The sequence below is a fragment of the Luteimonas panaciterrae genome, from assembly GCF_020511115.1.
Taxonomy (GTDB): domain Bacteria; phylum Pseudomonadota; class Gammaproteobacteria; order Xanthomonadales; family Xanthomonadaceae; genus Luteimonas; species Luteimonas panaciterrae.
In genome coordinates this window covers 50,453-69,506 of sequence record NZ_JAJAVH010000006.1, presented here as the reverse complement: position 1 = coordinate 69,506, position 19,054 = coordinate 50,453, and the positions used below count along the sequence as shown (strand labels likewise).

The following is a 19,054-nucleotide window of genomic DNA, read 5'->3' as shown; positions in this document are numbered from 1 at the left end:
GGCCGGACCCCCACATGGCACATCACACGTCCCACTCTGAAGGTTATGGTCCCGTCGGCCCCGCGCCGCAGGCGCACCAGGCCGTGTACACCACGCTGCATTTCGACAAGCCGTGGTCGTACGAGAATTATCTGAAGACCGGCGGCTACGCCGCGCTGCGCAAGATCCTCGAAGAGAAGATCCCGCCGGCCGATGTCGTCGAGATGGTGAAGCAGTCCGGCCTGCGCGGCCGCGGCGGCGCGGGCTTCCCGACTGGCTTGAAGTGGAGCTTCATGCCCAAGGGTGACATGCAGAAGTACATCCTCTGCAACTCGGACGAGTCCGAGCCGGGTACCGCCAAGGATCGCGACATCCTGCGCTACAACCCGCACGCGGTGATCGAGGGCATGGCGATCGCCTGCTACGCCACCGGCAGCACGGTTGGTTACAACTATCTGCGTGGCGAGTTCCACCACGAGCCGTTCGAGCATCTCGAGGAAGCCACCGCCGAAGCCTACAAGCATGGCTGGCTGGGCAAGAACATCCTCGGCAGCGGCGTGGACATTGATCTCTACAACGCGCTCGGCGCCGGCGCCTACATCTGCGGCGAAGAAACCGCGCTGATGGAGTCGCTGGAAGGCAAGAAGGGCCAGCCGCGCTTCAAGCCGCCGTTCCCGGCCAATTTCGGCCTGTTCGGCAAGCCGACCACGATCAACAACACCGAAACCTATGCTTCGGTGCCGGCGATCGTGCGCAACGGCGCGCAGTGGTTCCTGGAACTTGGCAAGCCGAATAACGGCGGTTGCAAGATCTTCTCGGTGTCCGGGCACGTCAATAAGCCGGGCAATTACGAAGTTCGTCTTGGCACCACGTTCGCAGAGCTGCTGGAAATGGCCGGCGGCGTGCGCAACGGGCACAAGCTCAAGGGCGTGATCCCGGGCGGTTCGTCGATGCCGGTGCTGCCGGCGGAGACGATGATGAGCCTGACGATGGACTACGACGCGATCCAGAAGGCCGGTTCCGGCCTCGGCTCCGGCGCCGTGATCGTGATGGACGAAACTACTTGCATGGTGCGCGCCTGTCAGCGCATCGCGCGCTTCTATTTCAAGGAAAGCTGCGGCCAGTGCACGCCGTGCCGCGAAGGCACCGGCTGGATGTACCGCGTGCTGACCCGCATCGTCGAAGGGCAGGCCACGCTCGACGATCTCAACATGCTCAAGGCCGCTGCTGGCCAGATCGAAGGCCACACCATCTGCGCCTTCGGCGAAGCCGCGGCCTGGCCGGTGCAAGGTTTCCTGCGCCATTACTGGGATGAGTTCGAATACTTCATCTGCAACGGGCGTTCGATCGTCGACGAGAAACTCGGAGTTGCGGCATGAGTGCGCAGCCGGTCAATCCCAACCTGCCACCGGATCACGTCACGATCTTCATCGATGGCGTCGAGCTGGCCGCGCCCAAGGGGTCGATGATCATCCATGCCGCCGACAAGGCCGGCATTCCGATCCCGCGCTTCTGCTATCACGACAAGCTGGCGATCGCGGCGAACTGCCGCATGTGCCTGGTCGACACCGAAGTCGGCGGACGTTCCGCGCCGAAGCCGTCGCCCGCCTGCGCCACGCCAGTGATGGATGGCCTGAAAGTCTTCACGCGCAACGAGAAGGCACTGAAGGCGCAGCGCAACGTGATGGAGTTCCTGCTGATCAACCATCCGCTCGACTGCCCGATCTGTGATCAGGGCGGCGAGTGCGAACTGCAGGATCTCTCGCTCGGCTACGGCCGCTCGGTGAGCCGCTTCCAGGAGCGCAAGCGCGTGATCGCCGACGAGGACCTCGGTCCGTTGGTCGCGACCGAGATGACGCGCTGCATCCAGTGCACGCGCTGCGTGCGCTTCACCGCTGAAGTCGCCGGTACCTACGAGCTCGGCGGCATGCAGCGCGGCGAGAATCTGCAGATCGGCACCTACGACGGCAAGCCGCTGACGACCGAACTGTCCGGCAACGTCATCGACGTGTGCCCGGTCGGTGCGCTGACCAACAAGGTGTTCCGTTTCCGTGCGCGTCCCTGGGAATTGATCGCCAAGGAATCGCTCGGCTATCACGATGCATTGGGCAGCAACCTGTTCCTGCATGCGCGCCGCGGCGACGTGCTGCGCGCAGTGCCGCGCGACAACGAAGCCGTCAACGAATGCTGGCTGTCGGATCGCGACCGTTATTCGCATCAGGGGCTGTACGCGCAAGACCGCGCGATCAAGCCTTTGGTGAAGGACGGCAGCGAGTGGCGTGAAGCTTCGTGGGAAGAAGCGCTGGCGAAAGCCGCGAAGATCCTGCGCGACAACGCCGCCGATGATCTTGGCATCCTCGTGCATCCGGCCACCTCGAACGAGGAGGGCGCTTTGCTGGCACGCTTCGCCGAAGGTCTGGGCACCGGCAATCTCGATTACCGCATCGCGCAGCGCGATCTTTCCGATGGCGCGGTCGCCGAAGCGTTCGCGATGCCGGTTGCCGAGATCGAGAAGGCCGATGCGATCGTGATCGTCGGCAGCCATCTGCGCCATGAAGTGCCGCTGCTGCATCAGCGCGTGCGCAAGGCGTGGAATCGCGGCGCCAAGGTGCACGTCGTCAATCCGGTCGATTTCGAATTCGCGTTCGACGTGGCGTCCCAAGCGATAGTGACCCCATCACAGATCGCCGGCGCGCTGGCGTCGGGCGAACTCGCCAAGGCGCTGCAGGGCGCGACGCACGCCGTCGTCATCGTCGGCGCGGTCGCCGAGAACGGCGTGCATGCCGCCGCGATCCGCAAGGCCGCGGCCGATTTCGCCAAGGCGAACAACGCCGCGCTGTGCCGCATCCCGCAGGGCGCCAACGCGCTCGGCCTGGCGCGTCTCGGCGTGCTGCCGGCTTCGCGTGATGCGCAGGCGATGCTCGCGCAGCCACGCAGTGGCTATGTGATCTACGGCATCGAGCCGGGTCTGGATTTCGCCGATCAGGCGACGGCGTTGAAGGCGCTGGCTGGCGCGCAGGTGGTGGCGTTCAGTCACTTCGCCTGCCAGTCCACGCGCGCGGTCGCCGACGTGATCTTGCCGATCGGCGCATTGCCTGAAATTGATGCCACGCTCACCAATCTCGACGGTCGCGACCAGCGCGCCGTGCCTGCCGGCAAGCTGCCGGGCGAGGCGCGTGCCGGCTGGCGCGTGCTGCGCGCGCTGGGTGGCGAACTGGGTTTGCCTGGTTTCGAGTTCACCGATCTTGGCGGCTTGCGCGGCGGTATCGCAGCACGCGTCGTCACGCCGGCGAAGTCGGAGGCCGTGGCAGTGGATGGCGAAGGCTTCGAACTGGCTGCCTCGCAGGCGATTTATCGCACCGATGCGGTAACGCGCCGTGCCGAAGCGCTGCAGGCGCATCCGCTGACGGTGGGTCCGCGCGTGACGCTGCATCCCGATGATGCCAAGGCCGCGGGCGTAAGCGCCGATGCGATGGCGAAGGTGTCCAATGCCGTCGGTACGGCCACCTTGCAGGTTGCGATTAGCGATCGCGTCGCCAAAGGCGCGGCCTGGATCGAATCCGGTTATGGCGCCACCGCTGCGCTCGGTGCAGGCCGCGTCAAGGTGGTGGCCGCATGAACACCGCCAACCTGCTATCCGATCTGACCGCGCCGCTGCACGACTGGCTGTTGTCGCTGGGCGCGATCGGCCTGGTGCTCTGGATCGTGCTGAAGATCCTCGTGATCGCCGTGCCGGTGATCCTGGCCGTGGCCTTCTACGTGGTGTGGGAACGCAAGCTGATCGGCTGGATGCATGTGCGCCACGGGCCGATGTATGTCGGCATGGGCATCTTCCAGGCCTTCGCTGACGTGTTCAAACTGCTGTTCAAGGAAGTGATCCAGCCCAGCAGCGCGCAGCGCTCGCTGTATATCCTGGCGCCGTTGCTGACGTTGGCGCCGGCATTTGCGGCCTGGGCGGTGGTTCCATTCGACGCGCAGCTGGTGCTGTCGAACGCCAATGCCGGCTTGTTGTATCTGTTGGCGATGACCTCGCTCGGCGTGTACGGCATCATCCTTGCCGGCTGGGCTTCCAACTCGAAGTACGCCTTCCTCGGTGCGATGCGTTCGGCCGCGCAGGTGGTGAGCTACGAAATCGCGATGGGCTTCGCCCTGGTCGGCGTGATGGTCGGCGCGGGCAGCCTCAATCTCAGCGACATCGTGATGGCGCAGGCGGGCGATGCCGGTCTGTTCGAGTGGTTCTGGTTGCCGATGCTGCCGCTGTTCGTCGTGTACTTCGTGTCCGGCGTCGCCGAAACGAACCGCGCACCGTTCGACGTGGTGGAAGGCGAATCGGAAATCGTCGCCGGCCACATGGTGGAGTATTCGGGCTCGGCGTTCGCGCTGTTCTTCCTGGCCGAATACGCCAACATGATCCTGGTCAGCTTCCTGGCCGCGATCTTCTTCATGGGCGGCTGGCTGTCGCCGTTGCATGGCATGGGCATTCCGCTGCTGTCGGTCGACGGCTGGTGGTGGCTGTTCGCCAAGGTGTTCTTCTTCGCCAGCTGCTTCATCTGGTTCCGCGCGTCGTTCCCGCGCTATCGCTACGACCAGATCATGCGTCTGGGCTGGAAGGTGTTCATTCCGCTCAGCATCGCCTGGATCGTCGTGACCGCGCTGATGGCGTACTACGGCGTATTCGAGAAGGGCGCGTGATGGGCAAGATACGGCTTTCAAACGGGGTGCACTGGTTCAAGAGTCTGCTGCTGCTCGAGCTGATGGGCGGCTTGTGGCTGACCTTCAAATATCTGTGGCGCCCGAAGTACACGCTGATGTACCCGATGGAGAAGACGCCGCAGTCGCCGCGCTTCCGTGGCCTGCATGCGCTGCGCCGCTATCCGAACGGCGAGGAGCGCTGCATCGCCTGCAAGCTGTGTGAGGCGGTGTGTCCGGCACTGGCCATCACCATCGATTCGGAGCAGCGCGCCGACGGTACCCGCCGTACCACGCGCTACGACATCGATCTGTTCAAGTGCATCTACTGCGGATTCTGCGAGGAATCCTGCCCGGTGGACTCGATCGTGGAGACGCACGTCCACGAATACCACTTCGAGCACCGCGGCGAGAACATCGTCACCAAGCCGCAGCTGCTGGCGCTGGGCGATCGGCTCGAGGCCGAGATCGCCGAACGCCGCACCGCTGATTCCGCATATCGCTGAGGACTGCATGGATTATTCGTTGCTGGCTTTCCTCGTCTTCGCCGCCGTCACCGTGATTGCCGGTGTCGCGGTGATCAGCGTCAGGAACCCGGTGCACGCCGCGTTGTTCCTGGTGCTGACCTTCTTCACGGTCGCCTGTACCTGGCTGCTGGCCGGCGCCGAGTTCCTCGGCATCGCGCTGATCCTGGTGTACGTCGGCGCGGTGATGGTGCTGTTCCTGTTCGTAGTGATGATGCTCGACATCGACGTGGCGCCGCTGCGCGAAGGCTACGTGCGCTATCTGCCGGTCGGGTTGCTGGTCGCGGTGGTGATGCTGGTCGAGATGCTCACCCTGATCGGCATCAAGTCGCGCACGACGCCGTTCGGCGCCGATCCGGCGGCGGAGGCGGGCATCGCCAATTCCACCTGGCTGGCGCGCCGTCTGTTCACCGAATTCCTGCTGCCGTTCGAGGTCGCCGCGCTGATCCTGACCGTGGCCGTGATTGCGGCGGTGACGCTGACTTTGCGCAAGCGTGAGAACACCAAGCACCAGAACCCGAGCGAACAGGCGCGAGTGAAGGCGTCAGACCGTTTCCGCATGGTGCAGATGATCTCGGAGAAGGCCGTGGTCGACGAGGCACCCGCGGCGGAAGCCGAAACGAAGGCGGAGGTGAAGTGATGGAAGTCTTCGGACAGGGCCTCGCCCTCGGCCACTACCTCGCGCTCGGCGCCGTGCTGTTCTGCATCAGCGTCGCCGGCATCTTTCTCAATCGAAAGAACGTGATCATCCTGCTGATGTCGATCGAGCTGATGCTGCTCGCCGTCAACATCAACTTCGTCGCGTTCTCGCGCGAGTTCGGCGACGCCGCCGGGCAGATCTTCGTGTTCTTCATTCTCACCGTGGCTGCGGCCGAGGCCGCGATCGGTCTCGCGATCCTGGTCACGCTGTTCCGCAACCGGCGCACGATCAACGTCGCCGAAATCGATACTTTGAAGGGCTGACGCGATGCCGGGTATGGAACACGCCATCTCCAAGTCCGTGCTGCTGGCCATCGTGCTGGCGCCGTTGATCGGTGCCATCGTCGCCGGCCTGTTCCGCAAGCAGGTCGGGCGGGTCGGCGCGCACAGCGTCACGATCCTCGGCGTGGCGATCAGCTGCGCACTGTCTATCTACGTGCTGTGGCAGCTGGCCGGGCAGGGTGCCGCGCCGTTCAACGAGAATGTCTACACCTTCTTCCAGGTCGGCGGTTTCGAGGCGCACATCGGTTTCATGATCGACAAGCTCACCGCCATGATGATGGTGGTGGTGACCTTCGTGTCGCTGCTGGTGCATATCTACACCATCGGCTACATGGCCGACGACGACGGCTACCAGCGCTTCTTCAGCTACATCAGCCTGTTCACGTTCTCGATGCTGATGCTGGTGATGTCCAACAACTTCCTGCAACTGTTCTTCGGTTGGGAAGCGGTGGGTCTGGTCTCGTACCTGCTGATCGGTTTCTGGTTCAAGCGGCCGACGGCGATCTTCGCCAACCTGAAGGCCTTCCTGGTCAACCGTGTCGGCGACTTCGGCTTCCTACTCGGCATCGCCGCTGTGCTGACCTGGTTCGGCACGCTCGACTACGCCACCGTGTTCGCCAACGCCGCCGACAAGATCGGGGGCGGGCAGACGGTGGAGATCCTTGCCGGCCATTCCTGGTCGATCGCGACGGTGATCTGCATCTGCCTGTTCATCGGCGCGATGGGCAAGTCGGCGCAGGTGCCGCTGCACGTCTGGCTGCCGGATTCGATGGAAGGCCCGACCCCGATCTCGGCGCTGATCCACGCCGCGACGATGGTGACCGCCGGCATCTTCATGGTGGCGCGCATGTCGCCGCTGTTCGAGCTGTCGGAGACGGCGCTGAACTTCATCCTCTTCATCGGCGCGACCACGGCCTTCTTCACCGGCCTGATCGGCATGGTGCAGAACGACATCAAGCGCGTGGTGGCGTACTCCACGCTGTCGCAGCTGGGTTACATGACGGTGGCGTTGGGCGTGTCGGCCTATTCGGCCGCGGTCTATCACCTGATGACGCACGCCTTCTTCAAGGCGCTGCTGTTCCTGGCGGCCGGCAGCGTGATCATTGGCATGCACCACGAGCAGGACATGCGCAAGATGGGCGGCCTGCGCAAGTACATGCCGATCACCTTCTGGACCAGCGTGATCGGTACGCTGGCGCTGATCGGCACGCCGTTCTTCAGCGGGTTCTACTCCAAGGACACGATCATCGAGGCCGCGGCCGAGCACGCGCACGAGGCGCACAGCTGGATCGCGACCTACGGGTATTGGGCGGTGCTGCTCGGTGCCTTCGTGACCTCGTTCTACAGCTTCCGCCTGCTGTATCTGACGTACTTCGGCGAAGAGCGCTTCCGTCATGCCCACGATGATCATGGGCACGGTCACGACGATCATGCGCACGAAGAGCATGCCCACGAAGAGCACGTCCACGAAGAGCACGCGCACGACGACCACGGTCATCACGGCCCGGTCGAGCCGCATGAGTCGCCGTGGGTGGTGACGTTGCCGTTGATCCTGCTGGCGATCCCGTCGGTGCTGGTCGGCTTCTTTACCGTCGGCCCGATGCTGTTCGGCACGGATGTGATGGGGCACGAAAAGCTGCCGATGTCGTTCTTCTCCGGCGCGATCGACGTGCTGGCAGGTCATGACGTGATGGGCAAGCTGGCCGAGGAATTCCACGGGCCGGTCGCGTTCGCGCTGCACGGCTTCACGGCGCCGGCGTTCTGGCTGGTGCTCGCTGGCTTCGCGCTGGCCACGTTGATGTACTTGATCAAGCCGGACCTGCCCGCCAAGGTCGCGAAAGTCCTAGCGCTGCCGATCCGCATCCTCAACAACAAGTACGGCATGGACGACTTGTGGATCAAGGGCTTCGCCGGCGGCGGCGTCCTGCTCGGCAAGCTGTCGCGCAAGGGCGACGAGAAGGTGATCGACGGTGCCTTCGTCAACGGCAGCGCGCGCGTCACAGACCTTTTCGCCGGAGTGCTGCGCCGCATCCAGTCCGGATACCTCTACCACTATGCGTTCGCGATGATTCTCGGCCTGATCGTGCTGTTGGCCGTGCTCATCCGGTATTGGCGCTGATCAGAACGGATAAGAACACGACCCTATGCAGAGCTGGCCTCTTCTCAGTCTCCTGATCTGGCTGCCGATCATCGGCGGCGCGCTTGTGCTCGCGCTCGGAAACGCGCGTCCGGGTGCCGCCCGCTGGTTGTCGCTGCTCATCGCCCTGGTCGTGTTCGTGTTGAGCATTCCGCTCTTCACCGGATTCGATTACGCGAACGCGGGCCTGCAGTTCCTCGAACGCCGCGAGTGGATTCCGTCCTACGACATCCAGTATCACCTCGGTGCCGATGGCATCTCGGTGGCGCTGATCGTGCTGACCACGCTGACCACGGTGCTGGTGCTGATCGGTGCCTGGGCCTCGGTGGAGAAGCGCGTCAGCCAGTACTACGCCGCGTTCCTGTTCCTCGAAGGCCTGATGATCGGCGTGTTCTCGGCCGTCGACGCGATGCTGTTCTATGTCTTCTTCGAAGGCATGCTGATCCCGATGTTCATCATCATCGGCGTCTGGGGTGGACCGCGCCGCGTATATGCGTCGGTGAAGTTCTTCCTGTACACCTTCCTCGGGTCGGTGTTCATGCTCGTCGGGTTGATCTACCTGTATTTGAAGGGCGGCAGCTGGCAGCTGCCGGACCTGTACCAGCTGCCGCTGACGGCCACCGAACAGATGTGGTTGTTCTTCGCCTTCCTGGTCGCCTTCGCGGTCAAGGTGCCGATGTTCCCGGTGCACACCTGGTTGCCGGATGCGCACGTGGAGGCGCCGACCGGCGGTTCGGTGATCCTGGCCGCGATCATGCTGAAGATCGGCGGATACGGCTTCCTGCGCTTCAGCCTGCCGATCCTGCCGGATGCCGGCCACGAATGGGCCTGGCTGGTGATTGCGCTCAGCCTGATCGCGGTGATCTACGTTGGTCTGGTGGCGCTGGTGCAGGACGACATGAAGAAGCTAATCGCCTATTCGTCGGTCTCGCACATGGGCTTCGTCACGCTCGGTACCTTCATCGCCTTCGCGCTGGTGCGGGATGGGGGCAATACCGATGCAGCGCGACTGGGCCTGCAGGGCGCGATGGTGCAGATGGTCTCGCACGGCTTCATCTCCGGCGCGATGTTCTCCTGCGTCGGCGTGCTCTACGACCGCATGCACACGCGCATGATCAAGGACTACGGCGGCGTGGCCAATGTGATGCCGTGGTTCGCCTTCTTCATGGTGCTGTTCGCGATGGCGAACTCGGGTCTGCCGGGTACGTCGGGTTTCGTCGGCGAGTTCATGGTGATCCTGGCCAGCTTCCAGCACAGTCCGCTGATCGCCTTCGCGGCTGCCTTCACCCTGATCATCGGCGCGGCCTACACGCTGTGGCTGGTCAAGCGTGTGATGTTCGGCGAGGTCGGCAACGCGCACGTGGCCGAACTGCAGGACATCAACTGGCGCGAGTCGCTGGTGCTCGGTGTGTTCGCGGCCGGCGTGCTGCTGATCGGCGTCTGGCCGAAGCCGCTGACCGATCTGATGGAGCCGGCCATCGCGCAACTGGCGAGCCAGCTCGCCGCAAGCAAGCTTTGAAGGACGCGTCGCGATGACCGTGGAAGCCATGACCCCGCAAGTCCGTACCCTCGCCGACGTGGCGCCGCTGGCGCCCGAATTGATAGTGATCCTCGGCGCGTTCGCGCTGCTGATGCTCGATCTGTTCCTGGACGAGCGCCGCCGCATCATCACCCAGACCCTCGCCATCGGTGTGCTGCTGGCCGCCGCGGCGTTGATCGTCACCGGCACGGGCGGGCAGGGCACGGCGGCTTCAATCAGTGTGATGGACGGCATGTTCGTCCGCGACACCGCGGCCGACGTGCTCAAGATCGTCATCCTGCTGACCAGCGCACTGTCGCTCGGCTACGGCTGGACCTTCCTGCGCGAGCGCGGGTTGTACAAGGGCGAGGTGCCGATCCTCACCTTGTTCGCCGCCTCCGGCATGATGCTGCTGGTCTCGGCCGGCAACCTCACCACGGTCTACCTCGGCCTCGAATTGCTGGCGCTGAGTTCGTACGCGCTGGTCGCGATCGACCGCGACAGCCCGCTGTCGTCGGAAGCGGCGATGAAGTACTTCGTGCTCGGCGCATTGGCCTCGGGCATGCTGCTCTACGGCATGTCGCTGGTGTATGGCGCGAGCCACACGCTCGATCTGGGCGGCATCAACGTGGCCGCCGGTACCGTTGAAGGCGCGGATCGCCTGCTGCTGCTCACGGGCACCGTGTTCCTGGTCGTCGGCATCGCGTTCAAGTTCGGCGCCGCGCCATTCCACATGTGGCTGCCGGATACCTATCACGGCGCCCCGACGCCGATCACGCTGTTCATCGGTTCCGCGCCCAAGCTGGCGGCGTTCGGCATGACCTATCGTCTGCTGGAATCGGGCATCGGCCCGCTGGGCGAGCAATGGCATCTGCTGCTGGCCGGTCTCGCGGCGCTGTCGCTGGGCATCGGCAACCTGCTGGCGATCGCGCAGACCAATCTGAAGCGCATGCTGGCGTACTCGACGGTGTCGCACGTCGGCTTCCTGTTCCTCGGCCTTGCCAGCGGCACCGCGCAGGGCTACGCGTCGGCGATGTTCTATGCGATCAGCTACGCGATCATGTCGGCGGCTGGATTCGGTGCCATCGTGCTGCTGTCGCGTCGCGGTTTCGAAGCCGATCGCATCGACGATTTCAAGGGCTTGAACGCGCGCAACCCGTGGATGGCGGGGCTGGTGCTGTGCATCATGGCCTCGCTGGCCGGCGTGCCGCCGTTCCTCGGTTTCTGGGCCAAGCTGGCGGTGCTGCGCGCGGCGTTGCAGGGCGATCTGCTCTGGCTGGCCATCGTCGCGATCGTGTTCGCGGTGATCGGCGCGTACTACTACCTGCGCGTGATCAAGGTCATGTATTTCGACGAGCCGGCCGGCGAGCCGCTGCAGGTGCGTTCGAACCGGCCGCTGCGCGCGATGTTCGCCGTCAACGCGCTGGCGCTGCTGGTGCTGGGACTGGCCTGGAACCCGGTCATGGATTGGTGCCAGAAGGCGTTCGCCGCCTGACGAAAGGGCGGCGGTTTGCGGGATCGTTCAGTCGGAACGCCTGCTCGGATACACCCGCGGCGATCGACGCGCACGCCCACACGCACTGGCCGCGATTCAGACATGGGCTTGCAATCATTGGCCCCAGTCACCATAATTCCGCTTCTGCTGCGGGGTGGAGCAGTCTGGCAGCTCGTCGGGCTCATAACCCGAAGGTCGTAGGTTCAAATCCTACCCCCGCTACCAGCTTTTCGCGGTCGACGAAAAGCCTCTGCAAGAGGCTTTTTTGATAGTGAAAAGTCGGGCTTTGCCGAAGCAGGCTTCATGCTTCGGCGCCGAAATCCAGTGGTATCGGACAAGGGGCCCGAAGGGCCCCTTGTTGTTTTCGGGCGTTACGCAGCCCGAGTGCAGATTTTCCACGGTAAGAGATGACGGACAAAGCAACCCAAATCTCGACTTTGCTGACGCCGACGGTGCAATCGTTGGGTCTCGAACTGTTGGGCGCCGAGTATCTGCCGGCGCCGGGCAGCGCGGTGCTGCGTCTGTACATCGACGTGCCCGCGGATGCCGAGGAAGGTCGCGTGGTCGGCATCGAGGATTGCGAAGCGGTCAGCCGCGAGGTCTCGGCCCAGCTCGACGTCGAGGATCCGATCAGCGGGCATTACACGCTGGAAGTCTCCTCGCCGGGCGTCGATCGTCCGCTGTTCACGCCGGAGCAGTTCGCGCGCTTCCTGGGCGAGCAAGCCAAGGTCGGCTTGAAGCTGCCGCAGGATGGCCGCCGCAAATTGCAGGGCGTCATCGCGAGCGTCGAAGGCAACACCATCACGTTCGAGGTCGACGGCGCACCGGTCGCGGTCGTCTTCGACAATATCGACAAGGCGAAGCTGGTGCCCGATTGGGTGGCACTCGGCTACGCCCCAGCGAAAGACAAGTCGGGACGCGACGCGCGCCCCGGCAAGCAAGCAAAGAAACACCCCGCGAACAAGCAAACCAATAAACCGGTGAACGAACAGAAATCCCAGCCGAAGTAACAGCCCCCTTAAGTTAAGGGGGCGGCCATTGGCAGCGAAGCTGCGAATGGCGGGGTTGTGGAGGCATTCACCCTCGTCACCGAAGTACAGGCACAGAAAGTTTCAGAGGTCTTAAAGAATGAGCAAGGAACTGTTGCTGGTCGTCGACGCGGTCGCCAACGAAAAGGGCGTGCCGGAGGCCGTCATCCTGGAAGCGATCGAAGCGGCGCTCGCCACCGCGGCGAAGAAGCGCTACCACGACCAGGACGTGCTGACGCGCGTGCAGATCGATCCGAAGGACGGCAGCTACCAGACCTTCCGCCGCTGGGAAGTCGTGGCCGACGATGTGGTGATGGAATCGCCGGACCGTCAGATTCGCCTGATGGACGCGGTCGACGAGAGCGAAGGCGCCGAAGTCGGTGACTACATCGAAGAGCAGATCGAGAACGCCGAATTCGGCCGCATCGCCGCGCAGGCCGCCAAGCAGGTGATCGTGCAGCGTGTGCGCGAGGCCGAGCGGGCGCAGGTGGTCGACGGATGGAAGCATCGCGTCGGCGAGCTGGTGACGGGCGTGGTCAAGCGCGTGGAGCGCGGCAACGTCTACGTCGATCTCGGCGGCAATGCCGAAGCCTTCATTCCGAAGGACAAGGCGATCCCGCGCGACGTCGTGCGCGCCGGTGACCGCATCCGCGGCTACCTGTACGACGTGCGCAGCGAGCCGCGTGGCCCGCAGCTGTTCATCAGCCGCGCCGCGCCTGAGTTCATGATGGAGCTGTTCAAGCTGGAAGTGCCGGAAGTCGGCCAGGGTCTCGTCGAGATCAAGGCTTGCGCACGCGATCCGGGCGACCGCGCCAAGATCGCCGTGGTGGCCTACGACAACCGCACCGATCCGATCGGCGCCTGCATCGGCATGCGCGGTTCGCGCGTGCAGGCGGTGTCGAACGAACTCAACGGCGAGCGCGTCGACATCGTGCTGTGGTCGGACAATCCGGCCCAGTTCGTCATCAACGCGATGGCGCCGGCGGAAGTGCAGTCGATCATCGTGGACGAGGAAAAGCATTCGATGGATCTGGCCGTCGCCGAGGAGCGCTTGGCGCAGGCGATCGGCAAGGGCGGCCAGAACGTGCGCCTCGCCAGCCGTCTGTCGGGCTGGCAGCTCAACGTGATGACGCAGGATCAGGTGACCGAGAAGTCGGAAGCCGAGCAGGCCGCCGCGCGCCAGCTGTTCCAGGAGAAGCTCGAGGTCGACGAGGAAATCGCCGGCATCCTGGTCTCGGAAGGCTTCACCACGGTCGAGGAAATCGCCTACGTGCCGGTCGGCGAGCTGCTGGCGGTGGAAGGCTTCGACGAGGACATCGTCGAGGAACTCCGCGCCCGTGCCCGCGACGCGCTGCTCAACGACGCGCTGGCGGTCGAGGAGGAGCTCGACGAGAACGCGCCGGCCGAGGACCTGCTGCAGCTGTCGGGCATGGATGACGAGACCGCCTACGCATTGGCCGCGCACGGTGTGCGCACCAGTGAGGAGCTGTCGGATCTCGGCGCCGACGAAGTCGTTGAATTCGGCATCGAAGGCCTCGACGAGGCACGCGCCGCCGCGTTGATCCTGGCCGCGCGCGCCGAGGAGATCGCACGGTTGGAGCGGGAAGGCTGAGCAATGCCCGGAACCGAAGCCATTCGCATGATCTACGGTCCCCGGCCATGAATTAAAATCGCCATATCACGCGCAGGCCACGGCCCGCGCATCAGAACACGGAAACCGAATGTCGCAGCAAACCACCATCCGCAAGCTGGCCGCACTGGTGAACACGCCGGTCGAGAAGTTGCTGGAGCAATTGTCCGAAGCGGGCATGCCCTTCAACGATCCCGATCAGGTCGTGACCAGTACCGAGAAGGTCAAGCTGCTCGGCTTCCTCCGCCGCACCCATGGCAAGGCCGAAAAGCCGGCCGAGGAAGCGGTCGCGCCGAAGAAGATCACGCTCAACCGCAGCCGAAAGCAGGAACTCACCGTCGGCGGTGGCAAGAACAAGACCACGGTCGATGTGGTCGTGCGCAAGAAGGTCACGCTGGTCAAGCCGAGCGAGGCCACTGGCGCCGCCGGGCAGCAGCGCGCGCCGCAGAACGACGAACAGGCCGAGATCCTGCGCAAGCTGGAGGAATCCAGGCAGCGCAACCTGTCCGAGCAGCAGCGCCTGGCCGAGGAAGACAAGCGCCGCGCCGAAGAGGCCGCCGAGCGCAAGCGCAAGGAAGAAGAGGAAGCCGCGCGACTGCGTGCCGAGGCCGAGCTCGCAGCGGCAGCCGCGGCCGAACAGCGCGATGACGAAACCGTCGTGCGCAAGCCCAGCGGACATGGTCATCCGAAGCCGGCGCCCGCGCCGCGCAACAATGATGATCGCGGCGCCGCGCACAAGCACAAGACCCGCGGATCGCACGTGATGGTGTCGGGCGTCGAGGACGACGACAGCGCCGCGCGTTTCGCGGGACAGCTCCATCTCACCGCTTCAGAGCGTGCGCGCCGCACCACCGCGCGCGGCAAGCCGAAGTCATCGCGCCGCAACATGGAGCAATCGCGCAGCGGCGGCGGCGAACACGGCTTCTCGCGTCCGACCGCACCGATCGTGCGCGAGGTCGCCATCGGTGACGCGATCACCGTGGCCGATCTGGCGCAGAAGCTCGCGCTCAAGGGTGGCGACGTGGTCAAGGCGCTGTTCAAGATGGGTGTGATGGCCACCATCACCCAAAGCATCGATCACGACACCGCGGTACTGGTGACCGAAGAACTCGGCCACAAGGCCATGCGTGCCGACGAAGGGGATGTCGAAAGCGAACTGATCGCCCACACCGAAGAGGTGCAGGGTGACAAGGTGCCGCGTCCGCCCGTGGTCACGATCATGGGCCACGTCGACCATGGCAAGACCTCGCTGCTCGACTACATCCGTCGCACCAAGGTCGCATCCGGCGAGGCTGGCGGCATCACTCAGCACATCGGCGCGTATCACGTAGAAACCGACAAGGGCGTGATCAGCTTCCTCGACACGCCGGGCCACGCCGCGTTCAGTTCGATGCGCGCGCGCGGCGCCAAGCTTACCGACGTCGTCGTGCTGGTGGTCGCGGCCGACGATGGCGTGATGCCGCAGACGATCGAGGCGATCCGGCATGCCAAGGCGGCCGGTGTGCCGCTGATCGTGGCGATCAACAAGATCGATAAGTCCGACGCCGATCCCAGCCGTATCAAGAACGAACTGCTGGGCCAGGAAATCGTCGCCGAGGAATTCGGTGGCGAGACGCAGATGGTCGAGCTCTCGGCCAAGACGGGGCAGGGTGTGGACAACCTGCTCGACGCGATTTCGTTGCAGGCCGAAGTGCTGGAGCTGAAGGCCACGCCGACGGGCCGTGCCACGGGCGTGGTGATCGAGTCCTCGCTCGACAAGGGCCGTGGTCCGGTCGCCACCGTGCTGGTGCAGCAAGGCTTGCTGCAGAAGGCCGATTATCTGGTCTGCGGCGTGCAGTACGGCCGCGTGCGCGCGCTGTTCGACGAAAATGGCCAGCAGGTGCAAAGCGCCGGTCCGTCGATCCCGGTGCAGGTGCTGGGTCTCTCGGGCGTGCCGGATGCCGGCGACGATTTCGTGGTCGTGGCCGATGAGCGCCTGGCCAAGGACGTGGCGCAGCAGCGCGACGCCAAGCGCCGCGAATCGCGTCTGGTCGCCGTGCCGGGCAACCGCATGGAAGACATCATGGCGCAGATGGGTCAGGCCGAAGGCCAGCTCAGCCTGCCGCTGATCATCAAGGCCGACGTGCAGGGTTCGGTGCAGGCTTTGCGCGAAGCACTGACGGCGCTGTCCACCGATGCGATCCGGATCAACGTGATCAGCTCCGGCGTGGGCGGCATCACCGAGTCGGATGCCCATTCGGCGGCGACCTCCAAGGCCACGATCATCGGCTTCAACGTTCGCGCCGATGCGTCGGCACGCCGCGTGATCGAATCCAACGGCGTGGACCTGCGTTACTTCTCGATCATTTACGACGTGATCGACCAGGTGAAGCAGGTGGCTTCCGGCATTCTCGGTGTCGAAATCCGCGAGGAGATCATCGGTACCGCCGAGGTGCGCGACGTGTTCCGCAGCTCCAAGTTCGGCGCCGTGGCGGGCTGCATGGTGGTGGAGGGCGTGGTCAAGCGCAACAAGCCGATCCGCGTGCTGCGCGACAACACCGTCATCTTCGAGGGCGAGCTGGAATCGCTGCGTCGCTTCAAGGAAAACGTCGACGAAGTCCGCGTCAATACCGAATGCGGTATCGGCGTGAAGGCGTACAACGACGTGCAGCCTGGCGACCACATCGAGTGCTTCGAGCGTATCGAAGTGCAGCGCACGCTGTAATCCTCCATGGCACAGAAGTCGTTCCATCGCACCGACCGCGTTTCCGCCCAGCTCCGCCGCGAGCTGGGCACGCTGGTGCGCGAGGCCGTGCAGGAGCACGGCCTGCCTTCGGTGAGCGTGTCGGACGTGGAGGTCACGCGCGACATGGCGCATGCCAAGGTCTTCGTGACTGCGTTGCAGGAAGAGCGCTCTGCCGAAGCCGTGAAGGGCCTCAAGGCGATCGCGCCGGAGATCCGTTATCGGCTGGCGCGCGCTGTGAAGCTGCGCCACGTGCCGGAGCTGCATTTCCACTACGACGATTCGGTCGACCGCGGCGAGCGCATCGACAACCTGCTGCGCGATCTGCCGGACGGTTCCGGCACGACGACCTGACGGCCGCGGCGCCGATTTCCTCCCGTCCCGCATGACGAAATCCGATGGGCCGACGGACCGGCTGGCTTCTTGCTTGTGGACGGCCCGCTTGTGGACGGCCTGCTTGCGGACGAGCGCACGAACGTCGTGCCGAGGTCTTGATCGGCGTCCGTCGAAGCAGCATCCTCAAGCCCGATGAGCCAGAAGCCGCGCACGCGCAAGGGCACGTTCCGTAAGCTGGACGGCATCCTGCTGCTCGACAAACCGCAAGGCATCAGCTCGAACCAGGCGCTGCAGCGCGTGCGTCATTTGTTCCGCGCGGAGAAGGGCGGGCATACCGGCAGCCTGGACCCGCTCGCCACCGGCCTGCTGCCGGTGTGTTTCGGCGAGGCCACCAAGATCGCCGGCGGCCTGCTCGGCGCGCGCAAGGCCTACGACGTGGTGGCGCGCCTGGGCATCGTCACCGACAGCGACGACGCCGACGGCCAACCGTTGCGCGAGCGTCCGGTTCCCGAGCTGACGATCGATGTCATCGATCACGCGTTGAGTGCCTTCATCGGCAGGATCCGCCAGCGGCCGCCGATCTATTCGGCGCTCAAGCGCGGTGGCGAGCCGCTCTACGCCAAGGCGCGACGCGGCGAGATCGTCGAGGTGGAAGAGCGCGAAGTCGACGTGCATGCCTTCGAACTGCAGTCGGCCGCTGATCTGCTCGACAACCTGCATCATCCGGACGCGCCGCAGTTGCGGCTGCACGTCGAATGCGGTTCCGGCACCTACGTGCGCAGCCTGGTGCGCGATCTCGGCGAGGCACTCGGCTGCGGCGCACACGTCGCGGAACTGCGACGGCTGTGGGTGGATCCGTTCCGCGATCCGCGGCTATGGACGTTCGAAGCCCTGGAGGCGCTGGCCAGGCGCAGCGAGCAGGGGCTCGATGCCTGCCTGCTGCCGATCGAGACCGGCATGGCCTCGTGGCCGACAGTCGACGTGAATCCGGCGCAAGCGGCGCGGCTGGCGTATGGGCAGGGAGTGGAGGGTGGATTCCGTCCCGCGGGGGCCGTGGCCATTTTCGATCTGCGCGGTCGCGCGCTCGGCTTGGGAGAGGTCGATGATGCGGGACATTTGCGCCCGCAGCGCATGTTCGGTTGGGCAGTGGCTGGCGGCACGCGCGCCGAAGCTTGAAAATCGGTGCCGCGAGAAGCTGATTCGGCCGCCATGCTGCAATTCGCCGACGTATCGCGATGCTCCGGATTGGCCGGACTAAGGTTATTACAACTGCAGGGGGACGGATGCATCAGGGAGCAAGGCCGGTTTCGCGCATGCGCGACGCGATCGCATGGCTACTGTTGTTTGCAGTCGGCGCTTGTTTTCTTGCCGGTCCGGCGATGGCGGACGACGTGGTTTTCTACGGCACCGTTTGGGCGCCTTACAAGCAGAAGCTGGAAAACGGCGGCGGGTGCGTTTCCGGAAGCGTCGGGACCAGCTACGACATCCGCAACTTCAGCTTCTACGTCGTCTTTGCTTCGGAAAAGAATTCGGACAGCTACCGCAAGCACGCGTATTTCGGCTATAGCAGTAGCAGCGACATCTTCGAGAAGAATGTGGTGTACACCGATGGCGCGGTGAAAAGCAGCATTTTCACCATGTGCCTGAAGCCCGGGCGCTACGAGCTGGTCGGTCTGAAGTTCGGGGACATGGTCAGCAAGCAGCTCGTCCACGTTCCATTTGTCGTGGAGGCCGGGAAGCACGTTTACCTGGGAAGCTTCGTCTTCCATCAGGCGGGACAGGGCAACTGTCCGCAAATGATCGGGACGCCTCATGTCGAGGTGCGCGATGAGCATGAAAGGGATATCCCGCGGATTGCCCTGTCGAAGAAGGCGCCGAAGGCCGATCCCGTGGTCCAGGTCATCGAGATCGATGCGTCGGCAGGCAAGCCATACTTTGTTGCCTGTGGCGCCTGATCGCCAGTGATCGCCCTCCGCGATCACCGGCGGCCCCCCCGAGAGGATGGCCCAGGCAG

14 protein-coding genes, 1 tRNA gene and 2 pseudogenes are annotated in these 19,054 nt (G+C 64.5%); all 17 read left to right on the top strand.

Annotation, left to right across the window (positions count from 1 at the left end; all coding sequences use genetic code 11):
• Window positions 1–14 precede the first annotated feature (14 nt).
• Window positions 15–1,358 carry an NADH-quinone oxidoreductase subunit NuoF gene (gene nuoF, locus LG367_RS07925; RefSeq protein WP_226468705.1) on the top strand — a complete coding sequence of 448 codons (1,344 nt, stop codon included), beginning with the start codon at window positions 15–17 and terminating at the stop codon, window positions 1,356–1,358.
• Window positions 1,355–3,598, top strand: a complete 2,244-nt coding sequence (nuoG, locus tag LG367_RS07920; RefSeq protein ID WP_226468704.1) for an NADH-quinone oxidoreductase subunit NuoG — start codon at window positions 1,355–1,357, stop codon at window positions 3,596–3,598. Before nuoF ends, nuoG begins: the two co-directional genes overlap by 4 nt.
• Window positions 3,595–4,671 carry an NADH-quinone oxidoreductase subunit NuoH gene (nuoH, locus tag LG367_RS07915; RefSeq protein ID WP_226468703.1) on the top strand — a complete coding sequence of 359 codons (1,077 nt, stop codon included), beginning with the start codon at window positions 3,595–3,597 and terminating at the stop codon, window positions 4,669–4,671. Before nuoG ends, nuoH begins: the two co-directional genes overlap by 4 nt.
• Window positions 4,671–5,174, top strand: a complete 504-nt coding sequence (nuoI, locus tag LG367_RS07910; protein ID WP_226468702.1) for an NADH-quinone oxidoreductase subunit NuoI — start codon at window positions 4,671–4,673, stop codon at window positions 5,172–5,174. Before nuoH ends, nuoI begins: the two co-directional genes overlap by 1 nt.
• A 7-nt stretch (window positions 5,175–5,181) precedes the next feature.
• Entirely contained in the window at window positions 5,182–5,832 is a 651-nt protein-coding gene (locus LG367_RS07905) for an NADH-quinone oxidoreductase subunit J (protein WP_226468701.1), read from the top strand.
• Window positions 5,832–6,155 carry an NADH-quinone oxidoreductase subunit NuoK gene (gene nuoK, locus LG367_RS07900; RefSeq protein ID WP_226468700.1) on the top strand — a complete coding sequence of 108 codons (324 nt, stop codon included), beginning with the start codon at window positions 5,832–5,834 and terminating at the stop codon, window positions 6,153–6,155. The genes LG367_RS07905 and nuoK overlap by 1 nt, the downstream gene beginning before the upstream one ends.
• A 13-nt stretch (window positions 6,156–6,168) precedes the next feature.
• Window positions 6,169–8,292 carry an NADH-quinone oxidoreductase subunit L gene (gene nuoL / locus LG367_RS07895; protein ID WP_226468699.1) on the top strand — a complete coding sequence of 708 codons (2,124 nt, stop codon included), beginning with the start codon at window positions 6,169–6,171 and terminating at the stop codon, window positions 8,290–8,292.
• Between the two features lie 25 nt (window positions 8,293–8,317).
• Entirely contained in the window at window positions 8,318–9,829 is a 1,512-nt protein-coding gene (locus LG367_RS07890) for an NADH-quinone oxidoreductase subunit M (RefSeq protein WP_226468698.1), read from the top strand.
• Between the two features lie 13 nt (window positions 9,830–9,842).
• A complete protein-coding gene (gene nuoN, locus LG367_RS07885) occupies window positions 9,843–11,324 on the top strand; it encodes an NADH-quinone oxidoreductase subunit NuoN (RefSeq protein WP_425490936.1) in 1,482 nt (493 codons plus the stop codon).
• 148 nt (window positions 11,325–11,472) lie between these two features.
• Window positions 11,473–11,549, top strand: a tRNA-Met gene (locus LG367_RS07880).
• Window positions 11,550–11,731: 182 nt separating this feature from the next.
• A complete protein-coding gene (gene rimP / locus LG367_RS07875; RefSeq protein WP_226468697.1) occupies window positions 11,732–12,334 on the top strand; it encodes a ribosome maturation factor RimP in 603 nt (200 codons plus the stop codon).
• A 118-nt stretch (window positions 12,335–12,452) separates the two neighbouring features.
• Window positions 12,453–13,964: a transcription termination factor NusA gene (gene nusA / locus LG367_RS07870; RefSeq protein ID WP_226468696.1), complete on the top strand. Its 1,512-nt coding sequence runs from the start codon at window positions 12,453–12,455 to the stop codon at window positions 13,962–13,964.
• Window positions 13,965–14,073: 109 nt separating this feature from the next.
• A pseudogene (locus LG367_RS18750) lies at window positions 14,074–14,617 on the top strand (translation initiation factor IF-2 associated domain-containing protein); the annotation flags it as partial.
• Window positions 14,618–14,682: 65 nt separating this feature from the next.
• A pseudogene (gene infB / locus LG367_RS07865) lies at window positions 14,683–16,686 on the top strand (translation initiation factor IF-2); the annotation flags it as partial.
• A 6-nt stretch (window positions 16,687–16,692) separates the two neighbouring features.
• Window positions 16,693–17,058: a 30S ribosome-binding factor RbfA gene (gene rbfA, locus LG367_RS07860; protein WP_226468694.1), complete on the top strand. Its 366-nt coding sequence runs from the start codon at window positions 16,693–16,695 to the stop codon at window positions 17,056–17,058.
• Window positions 17,059–17,232: 174 nt separating this feature from the next.
• Window positions 17,233–18,216, top strand: a complete 984-nt coding sequence (truB, locus tag LG367_RS07855) for a tRNA pseudouridine(55) synthase TruB (RefSeq protein ID WP_226468693.1) — start codon at window positions 17,233–17,235, stop codon at window positions 18,214–18,216.
• Window positions 18,217–18,353: 137 nt separating this feature from the next.
• On the top strand, window positions 18,354–18,995 hold the full coding sequence (locus LG367_RS07850) for a hypothetical protein (protein WP_226468692.1): 642 nt from the start codon (window positions 18,354–18,356) through the stop codon (window positions 18,993–18,995).
• Window positions 18,996–19,054: the final 59 nt, after the last annotated feature.

What these genes read in the sequence shown, in the direction of transcription:
- nuoL (WP_226468699.1), top strand. Translation starts at nt 6,169, where the DNA reads ATGGAACACGCCATCTCCAAGTCCGTGCTGCTGGCCATCGTGCTGGCG.
- rbfA (WP_226468694.1), top strand. Translation starts at nt 16,693, where the DNA reads ATGGCACAGAAGTCGTTCCATCGCACCGACCGCGTTTCCGCCCAGCTC.
- nuoG (WP_226468704.1), top strand. Translation starts at nt 1,355, where the DNA reads ATGAGTGCGCAGCCGGTCAATCCCAACCTGCCACCGGATCACGTCACG.
- nuoF (WP_226468705.1), top strand. Translation starts at nt 15, where the DNA reads ATGGCACATCACACGTCCCACTCTGAAGGTTATGGTCCCGTCGGCCCC.
- nusA (WP_226468696.1), top strand. Translation starts at nt 12,453, where the DNA reads ATGAGCAAGGAACTGTTGCTGGTCGTCGACGCGGTCGCCAACGAAAAG.
- nuoN (WP_425490936.1), top strand. Translation starts at nt 9,843, where the DNA reads ATGACCGTGGAAGCCATGACCCCGCAAGTCCGTACCCTCGCCGACGTG.
- LG367_RS07850 (WP_226468692.1), top strand. Translation starts at nt 18,354, where the DNA reads ATGCGCGACGCGATCGCATGGCTACTGTTGTTTGCAGTCGGCGCTTGT.
- nuoH (WP_226468703.1), top strand. Translation starts at nt 3,595, where the DNA reads ATGAACACCGCCAACCTGCTATCCGATCTGACCGCGCCGCTGCACGAC.
- nuoI (WP_226468702.1), top strand. Translation starts at nt 4,671, where the DNA reads ATGGGCAAGATACGGCTTTCAAACGGGGTGCACTGGTTCAAGAGTCTG.
- rimP (WP_226468697.1), top strand. Translation starts at nt 11,732, where the DNA reads ATGACGGACAAAGCAACCCAAATCTCGACTTTGCTGACGCCGACGGTG.
- nuoK (WP_226468700.1), top strand. Translation starts at nt 5,832, where the DNA reads ATGGAAGTCTTCGGACAGGGCCTCGCCCTCGGCCACTACCTCGCGCTC.
- LG367_RS07905 (WP_226468701.1), top strand. Translation starts at nt 5,182, where the DNA reads ATGGATTATTCGTTGCTGGCTTTCCTCGTCTTCGCCGCCGTCACCGTG.
- truB (WP_226468693.1), top strand. Translation starts at nt 17,233, where the DNA reads ATGAGCCAGAAGCCGCGCACGCGCAAGGGCACGTTCCGTAAGCTGGAC.
- LG367_RS07890 (WP_226468698.1), top strand. Translation starts at nt 8,318, where the DNA reads ATGCAGAGCTGGCCTCTTCTCAGTCTCCTGATCTGGCTGCCGATCATC.